This is a genomic window from Sphaerisporangium aureirubrum, from assembly GCF_042658925.1.
GTDB classification, from domain to species: Bacteria; Actinomycetota; Actinomycetes; order Streptosporangiales; family Streptosporangiaceae; genus Sphaerisporangium; species Sphaerisporangium aureirubrum.
The window spans coordinates 74,758-90,938 of record NZ_JBHSRF010000013.1; the positions used below are offsets into that span (position 1 = coordinate 74,758).

Annotated in this window: 14 protein-coding genes; 6 read left to right on the plus strand and 8 right to left on the minus strand. The window is 74.4% G+C overall.

The window, feature by feature from the left end:
* Positions 1 to 152 precede the first annotated feature (152 nt).
* Positions 153 to 1,913, plus strand: coding sequence for a serine/threonine-protein kinase (locus ACFP1K_RS12425; RefSeq protein ID WP_380750984.1), 1,761 nt, complete (start codon positions 153 to 155; stop codon positions 1,911 to 1,913).
* 13 nt (positions 1,914 to 1,926) lie between these two features.
* On the opposite strand, the gene ACFP1K_RS12430 is transcribed toward ACFP1K_RS12425, so the two are convergent.
* From ACFP1K_RS12430 to ACFP1K_RS12440, 3 genes are all read right to left on the minus strand, one after another.
* Entirely contained in the window at positions 1,927 to 2,457 is a 531-nt protein-coding gene (locus ACFP1K_RS12430; protein ID WP_380750986.1) for an SRPBCC family protein, read from the minus strand.
* On the minus strand, positions 2,454 to 2,804 hold the full coding sequence (locus tag ACFP1K_RS12435; protein WP_380750989.1) for an ArsR/SmtB family transcription factor: 351 nt from the start codon (positions 2,802 to 2,804) through the stop codon (positions 2,454 to 2,456). Before ACFP1K_RS12435 ends, ACFP1K_RS12430 begins: the two co-directional genes overlap by 4 nt.
* 67 nt (positions 2,805 to 2,871) lie before the next feature.
* Complete coding sequence (locus ACFP1K_RS12440) at positions 2,872 to 3,666, minus strand: SDR family NAD(P)-dependent oxidoreductase (RefSeq protein ID WP_380750992.1); 795 nt, start codon at positions 3,664 to 3,666, stop codon at positions 2,872 to 2,874.
* Between the two features lie 115 nt (positions 3,667 to 3,781).
* On the opposite strand from ACFP1K_RS12440, the gene ACFP1K_RS12445 reads away from it, so the two are divergent.
* A complete protein-coding gene (locus tag ACFP1K_RS12445) occupies positions 3,782 to 4,807 on the plus strand; it encodes a DNA topoisomerase IB (protein ID WP_380750995.1) in 1,026 nt (341 codons plus the stop codon).
* Positions 4,808 to 4,871: 64 nt separating this feature from the next.
* Complete coding sequence (locus ACFP1K_RS12450) at positions 4,872 to 5,939, plus strand: DNA alkylation repair protein (RefSeq protein ID WP_380750998.1); 1,068 nt, start codon at positions 4,872 to 4,874, stop codon at positions 5,937 to 5,939.
* 62 nt (positions 5,940 to 6,001) lie between these two features.
* Here ACFP1K_RS12450 and ACFP1K_RS12455 read toward each other — a convergent pair whose 3' ends face one another.
* The gene (locus ACFP1K_RS12455; RefSeq protein ID WP_380751001.1) at positions 6,002 to 6,562 is read right to left on the minus strand and encodes an NADPH-dependent FMN reductase; all 561 of its coding nucleotides are present in this window, start codon (positions 6,560 to 6,562) and stop codon (positions 6,002 to 6,004) included.
* A gap of 85 nt (positions 6,563 to 6,647) precedes the next feature.
* Between ACFP1K_RS12455 and ACFP1K_RS12460 the strand changes: the two genes are divergently transcribed.
* From ACFP1K_RS12460 to ACFP1K_RS12470, 3 genes are all read left to right on the plus strand, one after another.
* On the plus strand, positions 6,648 to 7,106 hold the full coding sequence (locus tag ACFP1K_RS12460; RefSeq protein WP_380751004.1) for a MarR family winged helix-turn-helix transcriptional regulator: 459 nt from the start codon (positions 6,648 to 6,650) through the stop codon (positions 7,104 to 7,106).
* A 163-nt stretch (positions 7,107 to 7,269) separates the two neighbouring features.
* Positions 7,270 to 8,082, plus strand: coding sequence for a class I SAM-dependent methyltransferase (locus ACFP1K_RS12465; protein WP_380751007.1), 813 nt, complete (start codon positions 7,270 to 7,272; stop codon positions 8,080 to 8,082).
* A 43-nt stretch (positions 8,083 to 8,125) separates the two neighbouring features.
* Positions 8,126 to 9,958, plus strand: a complete 1,833-nt coding sequence (locus tag ACFP1K_RS12470) for an AfsR/SARP family transcriptional regulator (RefSeq protein ID WP_380751010.1) — start codon at positions 8,126 to 8,128, stop codon at positions 9,956 to 9,958.
* On the opposite strand, the gene ACFP1K_RS12475 is transcribed toward ACFP1K_RS12470, so the two are convergent.
* From ACFP1K_RS12475 to ACFP1K_RS12490, 4 genes are all read right to left on the minus strand, one after another.
* On the minus strand, positions 9,955 to 14,382 hold the full coding sequence (locus ACFP1K_RS12475; RefSeq protein ID WP_380751013.1) for a caspase, EACC1-associated type: 4,428 nt from the start codon (positions 14,380 to 14,382) through the stop codon (positions 9,955 to 9,957). The genes ACFP1K_RS12470 and ACFP1K_RS12475 overlap by 4 nt on opposite strands.
* Positions 14,383 to 14,400: 18 nt before the next feature.
* Positions 14,401 to 14,781: an effector-associated constant component EACC1 gene (locus ACFP1K_RS12480; protein ID WP_380751016.1), complete on the minus strand. Its 381-nt coding sequence runs from the start codon at positions 14,779 to 14,781 to the stop codon at positions 14,401 to 14,403.
* Positions 14,782 to 14,878: 97 nt separating this feature from the next.
* Positions 14,879 to 15,595, minus strand: a complete 717-nt coding sequence (locus tag ACFP1K_RS12485; protein WP_380751019.1) for an ABC transporter ATP-binding protein — start codon at positions 15,593 to 15,595, stop codon at positions 14,879 to 14,881.
* A complete protein-coding gene (locus ACFP1K_RS12490; RefSeq protein WP_380751022.1) occupies positions 15,592 to 16,116 on the minus strand; it encodes a PadR family transcriptional regulator in 525 nt (174 codons plus the stop codon). The genes ACFP1K_RS12485 and ACFP1K_RS12490 overlap by 4 nt, the downstream gene beginning before the upstream one ends.
* Positions 16,117 to 16,181: the final 65 nt, after the last annotated feature.

The following is a 16,181-nucleotide window of genomic DNA, read 5'->3' on the forward strand; positions in this document are numbered from 1 at the left end:
GGCGTATCACGTCGGTATGTGCTGCGACAGGGGACATAGCGGGGCAGACTTAGGTCTTCCGCCAGTGGACCTTTGTCGGGGATGTGGGGGCACCTGTGGTTGCCGGGCCGTTGAGGGCGGGGGATCCCGAGTGGGTGGGGAGCTTCCGGATCGTGGGGCGGCTTGGTGAAGGGGGGCAGGGGGTCGTCTACCTGGGGGTGGGGGGGACCGGGGAGCGGGTGGCGGTCAAGGTCTTTCATGCTTCTGTGCGGGCGGGGCGGGATTCGGGGATCGTCAGGGAGCTGGCGGCGGCGCGGCAGGTGGCCGAGTTCTGTACGGTGCGGATTCTGGAGATCGGGCTGGAGGGGCGGCCGCCTTACATCGCCAGTGAGTATGTGGACGGGCCCACGTTGCAGCATGTGATCGAGCGGGAGGGGCCGCGGCGGGGGGCGGGGCTGCATCGGCTGGCCATCGGGACGATCACGGCGCTGGCGGCGATCCATCGGGCGGGGGTGGTGCATCGGGACTTCAAGCCGGGGAACGTGCTGATCGGGGCGGACGGGCCGCGGGTCATCGACTTCGGGATCGCGCGGCTGGCGGAGGCGTCGCACACCACGGGGGGAGCGTCGGGGTCGCCGTCGTACATGGCGCCCGAGCATTTCTCCGGGGAGCGGATCGGACCCAAGGCGGACGTGTTCGCGTGGGGGTCGACGATCGCGTACGCGGCGACCGGCGTGCCGCCGTTCGGCGGGGACACGCTGGCGGCCATCGCCTACCGGATCCTGCACAACGAGCCCGACCTGAGTGCGCTGCCGGTGGCGTTGCGGAGCGTGGTGGCGCCCTGCCTGGCGAAGGATCCGGAGCGGCGCCCTTCGGCGAAGGACGTGTTGCTGCGGCTGCTCGACGACCGGGAGGAGTCGACCGAGGAGACGGTGGCCCTGCGTCAGGGCGCGGTGGTCGCGGGCGGCCCCCCAGGCGGGGTGGCGGGCAGAGCGGCCGGCGAGGCGGCGGGCAGGGGAGCCGGCGGGGCGGCGGTGGTGAACGGACGTCCTCGTGGGGGGCCGGACAGTCCGTCCGGGGAGACACCCACGGGGCCGGCGGGGGCGGGGGTGTCGCGGCGGAGGCTGCTCCTGTCGGTGGCGAGCGGTGTCGTGGCCGTGGGCGGGGGTGGGGCGGTGCTGGCGTACGCGGCGTCGCGGAACGGGGGGACGCCGGGGGCCGCGTCCGGGACCCCATCGGCGCGCCGGAGCACGAAGAGTTCGCCGGCCCCGCCGGAAGAGGAGACGGAGCCACCGCCGGGGAACGCGATCGATCTGGCGGCGGCGATCGACACCGCGGTGACGGCCAGGCCGGTCGCGGACTTCACCTTCACCGGCGCCTTCACCGAGAGCAGCTCGTCGGCCCGCGCGACGGGGCGGCTGGTCCACGGGAACGAGGGATCCAGCCGCACCGACTACGACATGCGGTTGCAGGGCGGGGGCATCGAGGCCGGGGAACGGGTCGTGGTGCTCGGCACCTCGGGATACGCGGTGAACCGGACGAAGAAGGCGTTCGAGCTGTACCGGTCGCCCGAGGACGGCGAGAGGCCGGGGTACGCCGACGGCGCCGCGATGGTCGTCGCCACGGGCTCCGTGCTCACCCTGCTGGAGATCATCGCGGTGAGCCGGAGCGTGCGCCGCGACGGCCGCACGTACTCGGCGAGCATCTCCATGAGCGCCGCGGGCGCCGACCTGCACCAGCTCTTCACCCCGTGGAACCAGGCGGTCGACAAAACGTACGTCTCCTACACCGTCACGATCGACCCCGCCGACCTGCCCGTCGAGTTCAGGCTGATCTGGAAGGTCCCCATCGCGGGCACCGGTTTCTACGAGTCGTCCTTCACCACGAGATACGCCTCCTGGCGGCAGGGCTCGCCCATCCACGAACCGAAGTGAAGCGCCCGGCCGGTCAGCCGCCGGCCTCGGGTCGCGGACCGGCTGGACGGTACCGGTCCTCGTCGGCGGTCGTGCTCACGGTGTTCCCCTTTCCTGTGTCCTCGGCAGGGTGCGCGGTCAGGCGCGCGTCGAGCAGGTCGAAGCAGCCGCGCCAGCCCTCAGCGAGGGCGTCGCGCGTCTCGGGGGAGGTCAGGCCGGTCTGCAGGAAGGTCATCTCGGTCTTCCCGTCCCGCTCGGCGAGCACGACGGTCACCACCGTCTCGGGCGCGGAGCGGCCGTCGCCGTCCCGCTGGGTGAGCGTGAGGACCAGGCGCTCCGGCGGCACGACCTCGCGGAACTCGCCGTGCTCCAGGTAGGCCTCTCCGGCGGGCGACTCGTACCGGACGTGCCACCGCCCGCCGGGGCGCGCGTCGAGCTCGCACTCTGTGACGGCGAAGCCGCCGGGCGCGAACCACGTGCCGACGTCCTCGGCGCTCACCCAGACGCGGAACACGAGTTCGCGCGGGGCGTCGAAGAGCCGGACGATCGAGATGGAATGTGTCATCGGGTGTCCCCTTCCTCGGCTTGGGGCCGCTCCTTGCGCCGGGCGAGCCCTTCGTCCATCCGGTCGAAGCGGTGCTGCCAGAGCCGCCGATAGGAGTCCAGCCATTGGTCGATGCCGGCGAGCGGCTCGGCCCGGATGCGGCTCGGCCGGCGTTGCGCGTCCCGGCCCCGGACGACGAGCCCCGCGGCCTCCAGCACGGCGATGTGCTTGGACACCGCGCGCGGGGTCATGGTGAAGGGCTCGGCGAGCTCCGCCACCGACGCGTCGCCGTCCAGCAGGCGGGCGAGGATCGCCCGCCTGGTCGGGTCGGCGAGCGCCGCGAAGGCCGCGCTGAGCGTGTCCTCCAATTGGAACCTCCTAGTTCCGGAACCTACTGGTACCGTAAGCCGAGAGGGCCGCGGAAGGCAAGCGGCGTCAGGGGATGATGGCGTCGACGTAGCCGCCGTCGACGCGCAGGGCTCCGCCTGTGGTGGCAGAGGCCTGGGCGGAGCTCAGGTAGACGACCATGTTGGCGATCTCCTCGGGTTCGATGAAGCGTTGCAGCAGGGAGTTCGGGCGGTGTTCGCGCATGAAGACGCGCTGTGCCTCGTCCCAGGGCAGGTTCCGGTCGACCAGTTCGTACACGTACGTCTCGACGCCGCCGGTGTGGGTGGGGCCGGCCAGCACGGCGTTGACGGTGACCCCGGTGCCGGCGGCCTGCTTGGCGAAGCCCCTGCTGACCGCGAGCAGGGCCGTCTTGGACATGCCGTAGTGGATCATCTCGATGGGGGTCGCCACCGACGAGTCGCTGGCGATGTACTGCACGCGCCCCCAGCCGCGCTCGATCATCCCGGGCAGGTAGGCGCGGGTGAGGCGGACCGCGGACAGCACGTTGACCTCGAAGTAGCGCCGCCACTCGTCGTCGGTGATCTCCAGCGCGGGCCGGGCCTCGAAGACCCCCAGGTTGTTGACCAGGATGTCCACCTCCGGCAGCCGTTCCACCGCCCGCGCGGCGCCCTCCTCGGTGGCGAGGTCCGCCACGACGGGCACGAAGTCGGCGTCCGGGACCTGCTCCGCGAGGCGCGCGACGGCCTCCTCGACGCCCGCCGCGCCGCGGCCGTTGACCCCGACCCGGGCGCCCGAGCGGGCCAGGCCCGCGGCGATCGCCGCCCCGATGCCCTGGGTGGATCCGGTGACCAGCGCGGTCCGTCCTGCCGAGTTCAGATGCATCGCACACTCCCCGTCGGTACTTGTCTCCTCCGCCCCCTACCCGGCCGCCCCCGTCATGATCAGGGCAGTCGGCACCGCTCTGATGGGCCGCCCGGTTCGTGGGTAGAAGGGGCGGGTGAGCGAGCTACGGCACAGCAACCCCGCCGAGCCCGGGATCGTCCGGCGGCGCAGGGGGCGGGGGTTCCGCTACCACTACGCGGACGGACGGCCGGTGCGGGACCGGGCGACGCTGGCGAGGATCAAGGCGCTGGTGCTGCCGCCCGCGTGGACGGACGTGTGGATCTGCCGGTCGGCCGACGGCCACATCCAGGCCGTGGGGACGGACGCGGCGGGGCGGCGGCAGTACCGCTACCACGACGTGTGGCGCGCCGAGCAGGACATGCTCAAGTTCGACCGGGTGGCGCGGATGGCCGAGCGGCTGCCGCGGTTCCGGGAACGGGTGGCCGGCCATCTGAGCCTGCGGGGACTGACCCGCGAACGGGTGCTCGCGACGGCCGCCCGCATGCTCGACAGCGGGTTCTTCCGGGTTGGCGGGGAGTCGTACGACTCGTTCGGGCTCGCCACCCTGCGCAGGGACCACGTCGTCTGCTCGCGCGGCCGGGTGCGGTGCTCGTATCCGGCCAAGGGCGGCAAGCCGCGCGAGGTGGAGATCACCGACCCGGACGTGTGCAAGGTCGTCACCGCGCTGCACCGCGAGGGGGACCAGGAGGAGCTGCTGCGCTACAAGAGGGACGGCGAGTGGGTCGACGTGCGCAGCGAGGACATCAACGAGTACCTGCGCGAGACGCTGGACTTCGAGGCGACCGCCAAGGACTTCCGCACCTGGCACGCCACGGTGCTGGCCGCCGTCGGGCTCGCCGTCTCGGTCCGCGCGCGGTCCCCCCGGGGCCGCACCCGCGCGGTGACCCGGGTGATGCGCGAGGTCGCCGAGTACCTGGGCAACACCCCCGCGGTGGCCAGGGCCTCCTATGTCGACCCGCGCGTCGTTGCGGCGTACGAGCGGGGCCGCACCATCGACCGCGCGCTCACCAGGCTCGGCGAGGAGAACGGCGACGGACGGCTGGCCACGCACGGCCCGGTCGAGCGCGCCGTGCTGTCCCTGCTGCGCGCCACCCCGGCGAACGGCGCCCCGTCCCGCTGAGCCCCGAGCGGCGCCGGACGGCGTCCGGCGGAATTGTCGGTGCGGCCTGCGACGCTGTGGTCTTATGGCGCAACCCCTCAAAGAGCTGATCAACCCCACGTCGGTGGGAGTCCTCGCCGACGGCCTGGCCGCGGCCTGGGCGGCGTTCCCGCGCGACCGCTTCGTCCGCACGGCCGGGGCCGGGCTTGACGGGCTGGAGCTCAAAGATCGCGTGCGCCATGTCGCCGGCGCGCTCGGCGCCACCCTGCCGGCGAGCTTCCCCGAGGCCGCGGCGATCGTGCGGGAGAGCACGACGCTCGCCCGGCTGGACATGTGGAGCGGCTGGCCCGCCACCGAGTACGTCGCCGTGCACGGGCTCGGCCATCTCGACGAGGGCATGCGCACGCTGGCCACGCTCACGCCGTACGCCACCGGCGAGTTCGCCGTCCGCCCCTACCTGGACCTCCACCGCGACGACGCGCTACGCGTGATGCGCGGCTTCGCCGACTCCGCCGACGAGCACCTGCGGCGGCTGGCCTCGGAGGGCTCGCGCCCCCGGCTGCCCTGGGGTGCCCGGGTGCGGTGGCTCATGGAGCACGGCACCACCCTGCCCATCCTGGACCACCTGCGCGACGACCCCAGCGAGTACGTCCGCAGGTCCGTGGCCAACCACGTCAACGACATCACCAAGGACCACCCCGACCTGGCCGTGCGCACGCTGGCCCGCTGGCGCGCCGAGGGCGGCTCCCACGTGGAGGCCGTCCTGCGCCACGCCGTCCGCGGCCTGCTGCGCGCCGGCCACGCGGGCGCCCTCACCCTCGTCGGCGCCACCCCCGGCCAGGGCTCGGTGCGGGCCCTGACCCTGTCCGCCGACCAGGTCGCCGTGGGCGGCCACCTCCGCTTCACGGCCACCGTCGCCGCGGGCGCGGAAGGCCCCCTGGTCCTGCGCTACGCCGTCCGCCGCGAAGGCTCCCGCCGCGTCTTCCACCTCGCCGAACGCACCGCCACCACCCCCGGCCAGACCTTCACCCTCACCAAGTCCCACTCGTTCAAGCCCGTGACCACCCGCACCGAACCCCCGGGTCCCCGCCTACTGGAGATCATGGTCAACGGCACCCTCCGCGCGACCGCCCCCTTCACCCTGACCAGCTGACCGCCTGGTCCCCGGGCCCGCCGGCGTCCGCCTGCCGGACATCGGCGGGCCTGGGGGGCTTTTCAGGCGGCGCGGAGCGGGGCGAGGGCCCTGCTCCAGGCGACGACCTGGTCCAGGGTGCCGCCGAGGGCCTGGGCCTGATGTTCGGCGGGCTTGAAGACGCTGAAGTTCTCGAAGTCGGTGAACATCGAGAGGGCCACCTGGGCGCGCACGTCGGCCATCATCAGCTCGCCGACGATCAGGCGCAGGTGCTCGACGGCGCGGGCGCCGCCGACGGAGCCGTAGCTGACGAAGCCGACGGCCTTGTTGTTCCACTCGCGGAACAGGAAGTCGATGGCGTTCTTCAGCGCGCCGGAGGTGGAGTGGTTGTACTCGGGGGTGACCATCACGAAACCGTCGAACGAGTCGATCTTGGCGGCCCACTCCAGGGTGTGCGGCTGGCTGTACTGGCCCATCGCCGGCGGGTACGCCTCGTCGAGGTGCGGCAGCTTGTAGTCGAGCAGGTCGATCAGCTCGAACTCCGCGTCGGTGCGCTGCCGGGCGATGTCGTACACCCAGCGGGCGACGGCCTCTCCGTTACGCCCGGGGCGGGTGCTGCCAAGAATGATCCCGATCCTGGTCATCGGTGGGTGCTTCTTTCGCTAGAAAATACTTGCTTCGTCAAGCAACATACAGACACTTGCACCGTCAAGCAACTAGAGTGAGCTCATGGCCACCGGCACCGAACAGGCATTACTTCCACTGACCCCCGACGAAGAAGCGCTGCTCCGTTCGCTGCGCCAGGTGATGTTCGCCCTCCCCCGGGCCCTCGACACCGACCTCGTCCGCGAGCAGCGCATCACCCTCGCCGAGTACACGACCCTGATGCACCTGTCCGAGGCCCCTCGGAACATGCTGCGCATGAGCGAGCTCGCCGCCGCCAACGACGTCTCCCTGAGCGGCATGACCCGCCTCGTCACCCGGCTGGAGGAGCGGGGCCTGGTCAAGCGCACCAAGTGCGCCGAGGACGCCCGAGGCTGGAACGCCGCCCTCACCGACGCCGGCCTCACCCGCCTGCGAGAGGCGTGGCCCACCCACCTGGCCAGCGTCCGCCGCCACATCTTCACCCACCTGGAGGGCTTCGACCTCGCCCGCCTCGCCACCGCCCTGAGCACCTTCGCCACCTGATCGCTGTCCCGCCTGGACCGCCACGGCGCCGTCACACGCCGGCTCACACGGCGGTGCCGCAGAGTTCCGCGTACATACCCCGTAGGGCGTGCGCGGGTTCCGCCGCACGCCCCTCGCCACGGGGGCCGGGGTACGGCGCACTGGCAACCGGAGGGAATGTTCCATGAGCTCCATCATCGACCTCGAAGACCTCAAGGCACGGCAGCAGAAGACGTGGGCCAGCGGGGACTACGCCAGGATCGCCTGGGTCACCGTCCCGCTGGCGGACGTGCTGTGCGACGCGGTGGGCCTGCGGCCCGGGTCGGCCGTCCTCGACGTGGCGACCGGCACCGGCCACGTCGCGCTCGCCGCGGCGCGCCGCTTCTGCGCCGTCACCGGCATCGACTACGTACCCGCGCTGCTGGACCGGGCCCGGAGCCGCGCCGGGAGCGAAGACCTTCCCGTCGTGTTCCGGGTGGCGGACGCGGAACAGCTTCCTTTCGGGGACGGGAGCTTCGACTACGTGCTCTCCGCGATCGGGGTCATGTTCACCGCCGACCACCGGCGGGCGGCGGGGGAGCTGGTGCGCGTGTGCAGGCCGGGGGGCCGCGTCGGCCTGGTGAGCTGGACGCCGCAGGGCTTCGTCGGCGGGATCCTCGCCACCGCGGGCCGCCACGCCCCGCCGCCCGCGGGCGCGCTGCCGCCGACGCGGTGGGGCACCGAGGACACCGTCCGCGAACTGCTCGGTGACGGTGTCACCGGCCTGACGGTCACCACCGCGACGGTGACCCAGAGGTTCCTGTCGGCCGAGCACTTCGCCGACTTCTTCCTCACCTACTACGGCCCGACCCTGAAGGCCGCCGAACGGCTCGGCGAGGCGGAACGGCGGGCCTTCCGCGACGACCTGATCGCCCTCGCCGCCGGGTCGAACCTCGCCGCGGACGGAACGCTGGTCAACGAGTGGGAGTACCAGATCGCCGTCGCGACCAAGGTCTAGCGGCGGCGCGCCGGGACCTGGATGCTGGGTACGGGGTGGGCTCATGCTGACGATAAGGCTGCTCGGGCCGCCGGCCGTCGAGCGGGACGGCCGGCCGGTCAGGCCGCCACGCGGCCGCAAGGCGTGGGCCCTGCTCGGCTACCTGCTGCTGGCCGAGCGTCCACCGGCCCGCGAACGCCTCGCGGAGCTGTTCTTCTGCGACGCCGACGACCCGCTCGGAGCGCTGCGGTGGACGCTCGCCGAGCTGCGCCGCGCGCTCGCCCTGCCCGGCACGCTCGGCGGCGACCCCGTCGCGACGGAGCTCGGCGCGGAGGTGACGGTCGACGTCCACGTGCTCGCGAACGGGGACACCGACCCCGCCCCGCTGCTGGACGTCGAAGGGGAGCTGCTCGAAGGGCTGCGGCTGGCGGCCTGCCCGCAGTTCGAGTCGTGGCTGCTGGTGGAACGGCACCACGTCTCGGCCATGGTGGAGGCGCGGCTGCGCCAGGCGGCGGTCGCCCTGCTCGCCGCCGGGCGCCCGCGCGAGGCGATCGCGTACGCCACGCGCGCGGTCGCCCGCAACCCGCTGGAGGAAGGCAACCACGAGCTGCTGGTCCGCGGCCTGGCGGCGGCGGGCGACCGGACCGCCGCGCTGCGGCAGGTGGCGGTCTGCGAGGACACCCTGCGCCGGGAGCTCGGCATGCGGGCCTCGGCGGCGCTGCGGGAGGCGGCGGCCGTGGACCGGGGGTCCCCCACGGCGCCGCCGCTGAGCGGGCGGGGCGCGGCGGCCAGCCAGCTCGACGCGGGACGGGCCGCCATCGTCGCCGGTGCCGTGGACGCCGGCCTGCAATGCCTGCGCCGCGCGGTGTCGGAGGCGGCCCGCTGCGGCGAGGCCACCCTGCACGGCCGCGCGCTGGCCGCCCTCGGCGGCGCCCTTGTCCACGCGTCCCGAGGCCGGGACGAGGAGGGCGCCGTGGTCCTGCACGAGGCGATCGCCGTCGCCACCCGGGCGGGCGACCGCGCCACCGCCGTGACGGCGCACCGCCAGCTCGGGTACGTCGAGGTGCTCGCCGGCCGGGGGCGGACCGCCGACACCTGGCTCGCCAAGGCCCACGCGCTTGCCGAGACCGACGAGGAACTGGCGGCCGTCCTCGCGCTGCGGGGCCTGCGCGCCGTGGACCGCGCCGACTACCCGGCCGGCCTGCGCCACCTCGGCGAGTCCGCCGAGCGGGCCGGCCGCTGCGCCGACAACCGGCAGCAGGCGTGGTCGCTGACCATACTGGCCCGCACCCACCTGCTGCGCGGCGAGCACAGCCAGTCCGCCGCCGCCCTGACGCAGGCGCTCGACCTGGTGCACCGGGAACGCTGGATGGCGTTCCTGCCGTTCCCGCAGACCCTGCGCGCCGAGCTCGACCTGCGGGCCGGTGACACCGTCCTCGCGTCCGAAGGGCTGGAACGGGCCTGGGCGCTGGCGTGCCAGGTGGAAGACCCGTGCTGGGAGGGCATGGCCGCCCGCGGCCTCGCCCTGCTCTCCGCCCGCCGGGGCGACCACACCGCCGCCGTCATGTGGTTCGCCGAGGCGGACCGCCGCTGCCGCCGGGTGACCGACCTCTACCAGTGGCTGCACGCCTACGTGATGGATGCCATGGCCGCCGCCGCCCTGGCCCGCGGCGACACCGCCCAGGCGGCCCCGCTCGTCGCGCGCCTGGCGTCCCTGGCCGCCCGCTGCGACATGCGCGAGTTCGTGGTCCGCGCCCACCTGCACCGCCACCACCTCGGCGACCGCACGGCCCTCGCCGCCGCCCGCCTGCTCGCCGCCGACATCGACAACCCCGCCCTGCTCCCGCTGCTCGGCGGGACACCCGCCCTCGGCGCGCTCGCGGCGCGGACGGGCTAGCAGGTGGCCTGGTAGGGCGCGGTCCGCACGTGGTCGGCCCATTCGGCCTCGGTCAGGCCCCGCCCGCTCATGGCGCAGGCCGTCTCCAGGGGACGGGCGGTCCTGGCGATGAAGTCCGTCAGGTCCCACAGCTCCAGCTCGGGACCGGTGCCGCCGGAGACGAGCCTGCGGCCGTCGGGGCTGAAGGCCACGGCCTCGACGAAGCCGTCGTGGTCGCCGAGCGTCGCGGCGAGCCGTGGTCGCGCGGGGTCGGTGACGTCCCACAGCTTGACCGGGTCGTGCTCCCCGCCGGTGGCCAGCAGGTGGTCGTCGCGGCCGAAGGCGGCGGTGACGATCCTGTTGTTGCCGGTGACGCTCGCCGTGCGGCGGGGCGCGGCGATGTCGGTGACGTCCCAGACCACGAAGGTGTCGCCGCCGCCGCTCACCAGCAGCCGACCGCTGGGGCTGAACGCGAGCGTCTCGACGTAGGCCTCGCTGTCCAGGGTGACGACGGGACGGCTGAAGTCGCGGGTGTCCCAGACGCTCACCCTGTCGCGGTCGGACCCGGAGGTGGACCGGCTCACGGCCAGGAACCGCCCGTCCGGGCTGAAGGCCAGCGTCTCTCCTCCGCTGTGACCGGCCAACGGCAGCCTGCGCACGACCTTCGGCCGGAGGGGATCGGTGGTGTCCCAGAGGGTCAGGGCGTCCACGTCGACGCCGGCGAGCACGGCGCCGCCGGGGGCGTACGCGAGGGAGGCCACGTCGTGCCCACCGGGAAGCGGAACCGCGTGCGGTCGCCCGGGCCGTCGCAGATCCCAGATCCGCGCACCGGACCTGGACCTCCCCCCGTCCGCGCCGGCGGCGACTCCCGGAGTGGAAGGGCTGAACGCCACCGAGGAGTAGTCATCGGGGTTGTCCGGATCGCCGGTCACCATGGGTGTCCGGCGCAGACCGCCCCGGTGGTCCACGCTCCAGAGGTTGAAGTCGCCCCCGTCGAGCAGAGCGGCGCCGTCCGGGCTGAAGGACACCGAACGCGGATACGACTCGCCCGCCTTGTCCAGCAGGACCGGGCGCGGCGGCGCCGCCGCCGACCACAGCCGTACGCTGCGGGCCCCAAAGGTGAGCAGGAGCCCGCCGGAACGGTCGAACCGCGCCCCGAGGACCACGTCCTCGTGGCCGGTCAGCGGCGCCGAGCGCACGGGGGCGCCGGGCCGGCGGAGGTCCCACAGTACGAAGGCGTTCAGCGAGTGGCGGGTGACCAGGACCGGGCCGGCCGGGCTGAACGCCACGAACACGTTTCCCCGCGTGCCGACACCGGGCGGCTCCGGCACCCGCCTCGGCCGCGCGGGGTCGGAGACGTCCCACAGGAGCGGCAGGCTCCCCGACAACGCGAGCAGCCGGCCGTCGGCGCTGAACGCCATCGAGCGCGTGCCGGTCTCGTACGCGCCGGTCACGGCGTCCAGCCGCGCCACACGGCGGGGCCGGGCGGGATCGCCCACCTCCCACAGGGACGCCGTCTCGCCGCCGCTCAGGCCGACGGCGGTGCGGAGCTGGGCGACGCCCACGGCGAGGATCCGGCCGTCCGGCCGGAAGGCCAGCGACACGGGGTTCAGGATGATGCCGTTGGTCGCCACGAGCCTTCCGGCCGACCGCAGCTTCCCCGCCGGGCCGACCGCCACCAGCGCGACGGCCATCGGCGTGTCGGCCACCGCCAGCAGCCGTCCGTCCGCGCGGAACGCCAGCGCCGGCGCCCGGCCCGCGTGCGCGAGTCGACCGGTGCGCCGCGGACGACCCGGATCGGCGACGTCCCACAGCGTGACCTCGGTCGCGGTGCCGACGGCCAGCAGCCCGGCCGGGCCGAACGCCAGGGTCCCGCCGGACGGCAGGGTGCCCGCCTGGCGCGGCCGGCCGGGATCGCGCACGTCCCACAGGATGGTCGAGGATTCCAGGGCCACCGCGGCGAGGTGGCCGTCCGGGGCGAGCGCCGCCGACACGACCGGGAACTCCGGGCCGCCCGGCGCCCGGATCCGTGAACCGGCACCGCCGGGGAAGGTGTCGATGGTCCCGAGGGCCCGGCTGCCCGCGACGGAGGCGCGCAGCGCGGCGAGCGTCTCCCTGCCGGGCCGGATGCGGTGCGCGGCGATCTCCAGCCGCAGCGCGGTCGCGGGATGGGTGCGCCTGATGGCGTCGGCCCTGGCCAGCAGGGCCAGCGCCGTCGCGCCGCGCCGCTGCTCGTCGGCGGCATGCCGCTGCTCGTCGGCGGCGCGCCACTGGGTGAACGCGACCCCGCCCCCGGCCAGCGACGCCAGCAGCAGCACGGCGAGCACGGCGGTGGTGATCGTCCGGACACGGCTCCGCCGGCGGACCGCGGCCCGTTCCTGCCGGTCGCGCTCGGTGCCCGCGTCGAGGAACCGTCGCGCGACCGGCGCGACCGGCCCGCCGAGCGCGGCGCCCTGCGCCACGGCGAGACGCGTGTCGCGGTAGAGGTAGGAGGGGTCCTGTCCGTGCCGTGCCCAGGCGTCGGCGTCCTCGGCGAGTTGCTGCCGTACGGTGAGACCGGCCCGGTCCTCGTCGATCCAGCCGCGCAGCCGGGGCCAGGCCCGGATCAGCGCCTCGTGGGCGATCTCGACCTCGTGCTCGTCCACGGTGATCAGCCGGGCCCGGACGAAGCGGTCCAGGACCTCCCTGGCCTCGTGGTGGTCCGGGTCGTCCGGAGCGGGGAGCAGGTCCGCGCGCGGGACCCGGCGGCGGGTGTCCTCCATGCCCTCGCCGAGCCGCACCAGGCGGGGGAACAGCGACCGCGCGATCCGCCTGCCCGCGGGGTCGAGGGCCTCCAGCGTGGTGTCGGCGGTGTTGGCGAGGGACCGCCGGATGCCGCCGGTCGCGCGGTAGCCGGCCAGGGTCAGCGTGCGGCCCTCGCGGTGCTGCCACGTGGTGAGCAGTGCGTGTGACAGCAGCGGCAGCGTGCTCACCGTGCCGTTTCCCGGGCCCGCGCCGAGCTCGTCCATCAGCAGGTCGGCCAGGCCGTCCTGGAGGGTGAGCCCGCCGAGCGCGGCGGGGCCCTCGATGACCGCGCGCAGGTTCTCGCCCGTCATGGGGCCGACGACGACGGGACGCGCGAGCGCGTCGAGCAGCTCGGGGTGGCCGGTGCAATGCCCGAAGAAGTCCGCCCGCACCCCGATGACGACGACCGCGGGGGCCTCGGACACCGGCTCCGCGCACGCCGCGTGCAGCGCCGCCACGAAGGCCCGGCGCCGGGTCTCGTCGCGGCAGGCGATGAACACCTCCTCGAACTGGTCGATCACGATGACCGGGCGGGACCGCTGCGGCGGGCGCGCCAGCAGCGCGCGGAACGACGCCGGGTCCTCCGTCAGCTCGTCGGTGTCCCCGCCGAAGGTCGCCGCGAGGCGCCGCACCGGATCCCCGCCCGGCAGCAGGACGCCGCAGTCGATGTCCTGGCCGTGCAGCCACGGCAGCAGCCCCGCCCGCAACAGCGACGACTTGCCCGCCCCCGAGGGCCCGGCCACGACCAGCGGGCCCGGCACGTGCCGCTGGGCGGCGACCCGTCCGGTGAGGGTGGCGGTCAGCTCGTCCCGCCCGAAGTAGTACCGCGCGTCCTCCTCGCCGAACGCCGCCAGCCCCCGGTACGGGCTGAAGTCCCCCTCCGGCTCGGCCGGGGAGGCCGACGGCGGCGTGTAGGCGGGGTTCGGCGCCACCACCTCGGGCCCGCCAGCGTCCGACGCCTGGCGGCGCGGCCGGGGCAGCCCTCGCTCGGCGAGCCGCCGGGACAGCGAGCGGTACAAGTCGTCCAGGGTGAACCGCGGCGGGCCGGTCGGGTCGCCTTCGGTCAGCAGGCCGATCAGAGCCCCGGTGAACGCCGTGTGCCGTTCCCCGTCCGGCGCCCAGGCGGCCTCGTCTCCGCCGGTGGCGCTCAGCAGGTACATGCCCCGCGGCACGGTCGCGAAGGCGTCGTCCACGCCGCCGCGCGGGACGGCCCGTGCCCGGCCGGAGAAGCAGCAGTCGAGCACGACCACCACCAGCCGGGCGCGGGAACCGGCGAGGACGTCCCGCACGGTGGCGTACGGCAGCGCCTGGTGGGCCGGGATCCCTCGGGTCAGGTCGTCCGTCGCCACGGTGGCCAGGTGCAGTTCGTTCCCGGCGCTCACCAGCCCGTGCCCCGCGAAGTACAGGACCAGCACGCCGGTCGCCTCGCGCGCCGCGTCCACCAGGGCCGTGCCGAACTCCTGCGGGCCCGCCGGGTCGACCAGCGTGGTCAGCCCCGCCGGATCCAGCCCCGCCCGCTCCACCAGAGCCTGCCCGAGATCGGCGACCGAGGCGGCCACGGCCCCCACCGCGGGCAGCCGCGAGCCGGGCGCGTGGGAGGACGTGCCCACCAGCAGCACCCGCGTACCCGGCGCCCCGAGCAGAAGGTCCGGTCCGCTCACCACCGCCGGCCGCCGCCCTCAGCCCGTGTCCTGGTCCGGGGACAGGGACTTCTCACCGCTGCGTCTGATGCGTTCGGCGAGGTCGGCGACCGCGGCGGGGTCCAGGGAGCGGACTCCGGAGGCGGTGACCTCGAACTCGTCGTCACCGCGTCTCAGGCGCACGGTGATCTCGGCGGGGCGGGTCTTCAGCCAGGCGATGACGACGCCGGCCAGGGTGGCGGCGACGCCGCCGGAGCCGAGGGCGATGTGGAGGCCGTCCAGGACGGGGCCGAGGGCGCCGGGGGGCGGCGGGCTCTCGTGGGGGGTGACGCGGCCGCGCAGGTCGGGCTCGTCGGTCAGCCAGGAGTGGAGGTCGCGGAGGTCGTCGGCGGAGGCGTCCACGGTGACGAGCACGTGCATATCGCCTCACCTGGGGCCGATGAACCAGTGGGATGTGTCCAGTATCCCGCCGGCCGGTCTCCGGGGGGAATGATTCAGCGCAACCGGGTCATCACTGTCAGGCACTCTGCGGGGCTATGAGGTGTTCGGCGGACGATGTCCCTTTCGCGGGGGACGGGGTGCGGCCGTCGCGGACGACGATCTCGCGGTCGGAGTAACCGGCGACGCGGGGTTCGTGGGTGACCAGGACGACGGCGGCCCCCGTGTCGCGGGCCGCGCCGGTCAGCAGGCGCATCACGCGTTCGCCGCCCAGGGAGTCGAGGGCGCCGGTGGGCTCGTCGGCGAAGATCACCTGGGGGGCGGTGACGAGGGCGCGGGCGACGGCGACGCGCTGGGCCTGGCCGCCGGAGACCTCGCCGGGGCGCTTGCCGGACACGCCGGTGACCTCCAGGCGGTCCAGCCACTCGGTGGCCCTGCGCTCGGCCTCGTGGCGGCGGACCTTCTCCATGCGCAGCGGCAGCGCGACGTTCTCCAGGCAGGTGAGCTCGGGCACCAGCTGGCCGAACTGGAAGACGAAGCCGAACCGCGTGCGGCGCAGCACCGTGCGCTCGGCGTCGGACATCGTCCCCATCTCGCGGCCCTGGTAGCGCACGCGGCCCGCGTCCGGGCGGGTGATCCCGGCCAGGCAGTGCAGCAGGGTCGACTTGCCCGCCCCGGACGGCCCCATGACCGCCACCACCTCACCGGCGGCCACGGCCAGCGAGACGCCGTCCAGCGCGACCGTCCGGCCGTACGACTTGCGCAGGCCCTCGGCGGCCAGCAGCGGCGGCGTCACGGCCGCACCTCTTTCGCCAGGTCGTCCAGCCGGGCGGCCGTCAGCTCCAGCCAGCGCAGGTCGGCCTCCAGGTGGAACAGCGCGTGGTCGCAGATGAGCTGCTCGGCGAGGTCGCCGGTGGTCTTGCGCCGGGTGAGCTCGCGCATCAGCCGCAGGTGCTCGGCGCGCTGCACGTCGAGCAGCTCGGCCGCGGGCCGCCCGGTCAGCACGGCGAGCACCACCTTGGTGTACAGGGTGCTCTGGAGGTAGGGCTCCGGTCTCTCCGGGCTCGCCAGCCACCGTGCCACGTCCGTCACCCCCGCCGAGGTGACCGCGTACCGCTTGCGCTCGGGCCCGCCGCCCGGCTCGACCCCGTCCAGCTCGACCAGGCCGTCCTTGAGCAGCCGCGACAGCGTGGCGTAGACCTGGCCGTACGCGAGCGGCCTGGCGTGGCCGAACCGGTCGTCGTAGGCGCGCTTGAGGTCGTATCCGTGCCGGGGTCCCGACTCCAGCAGGCCGAGGAACGTCTGTCCGATCGACATACCCGCGACTATACACTCCATGTATAGCCGAGGGCCCGGCCGCCGGGACGCGGCGGCCGGGCCCG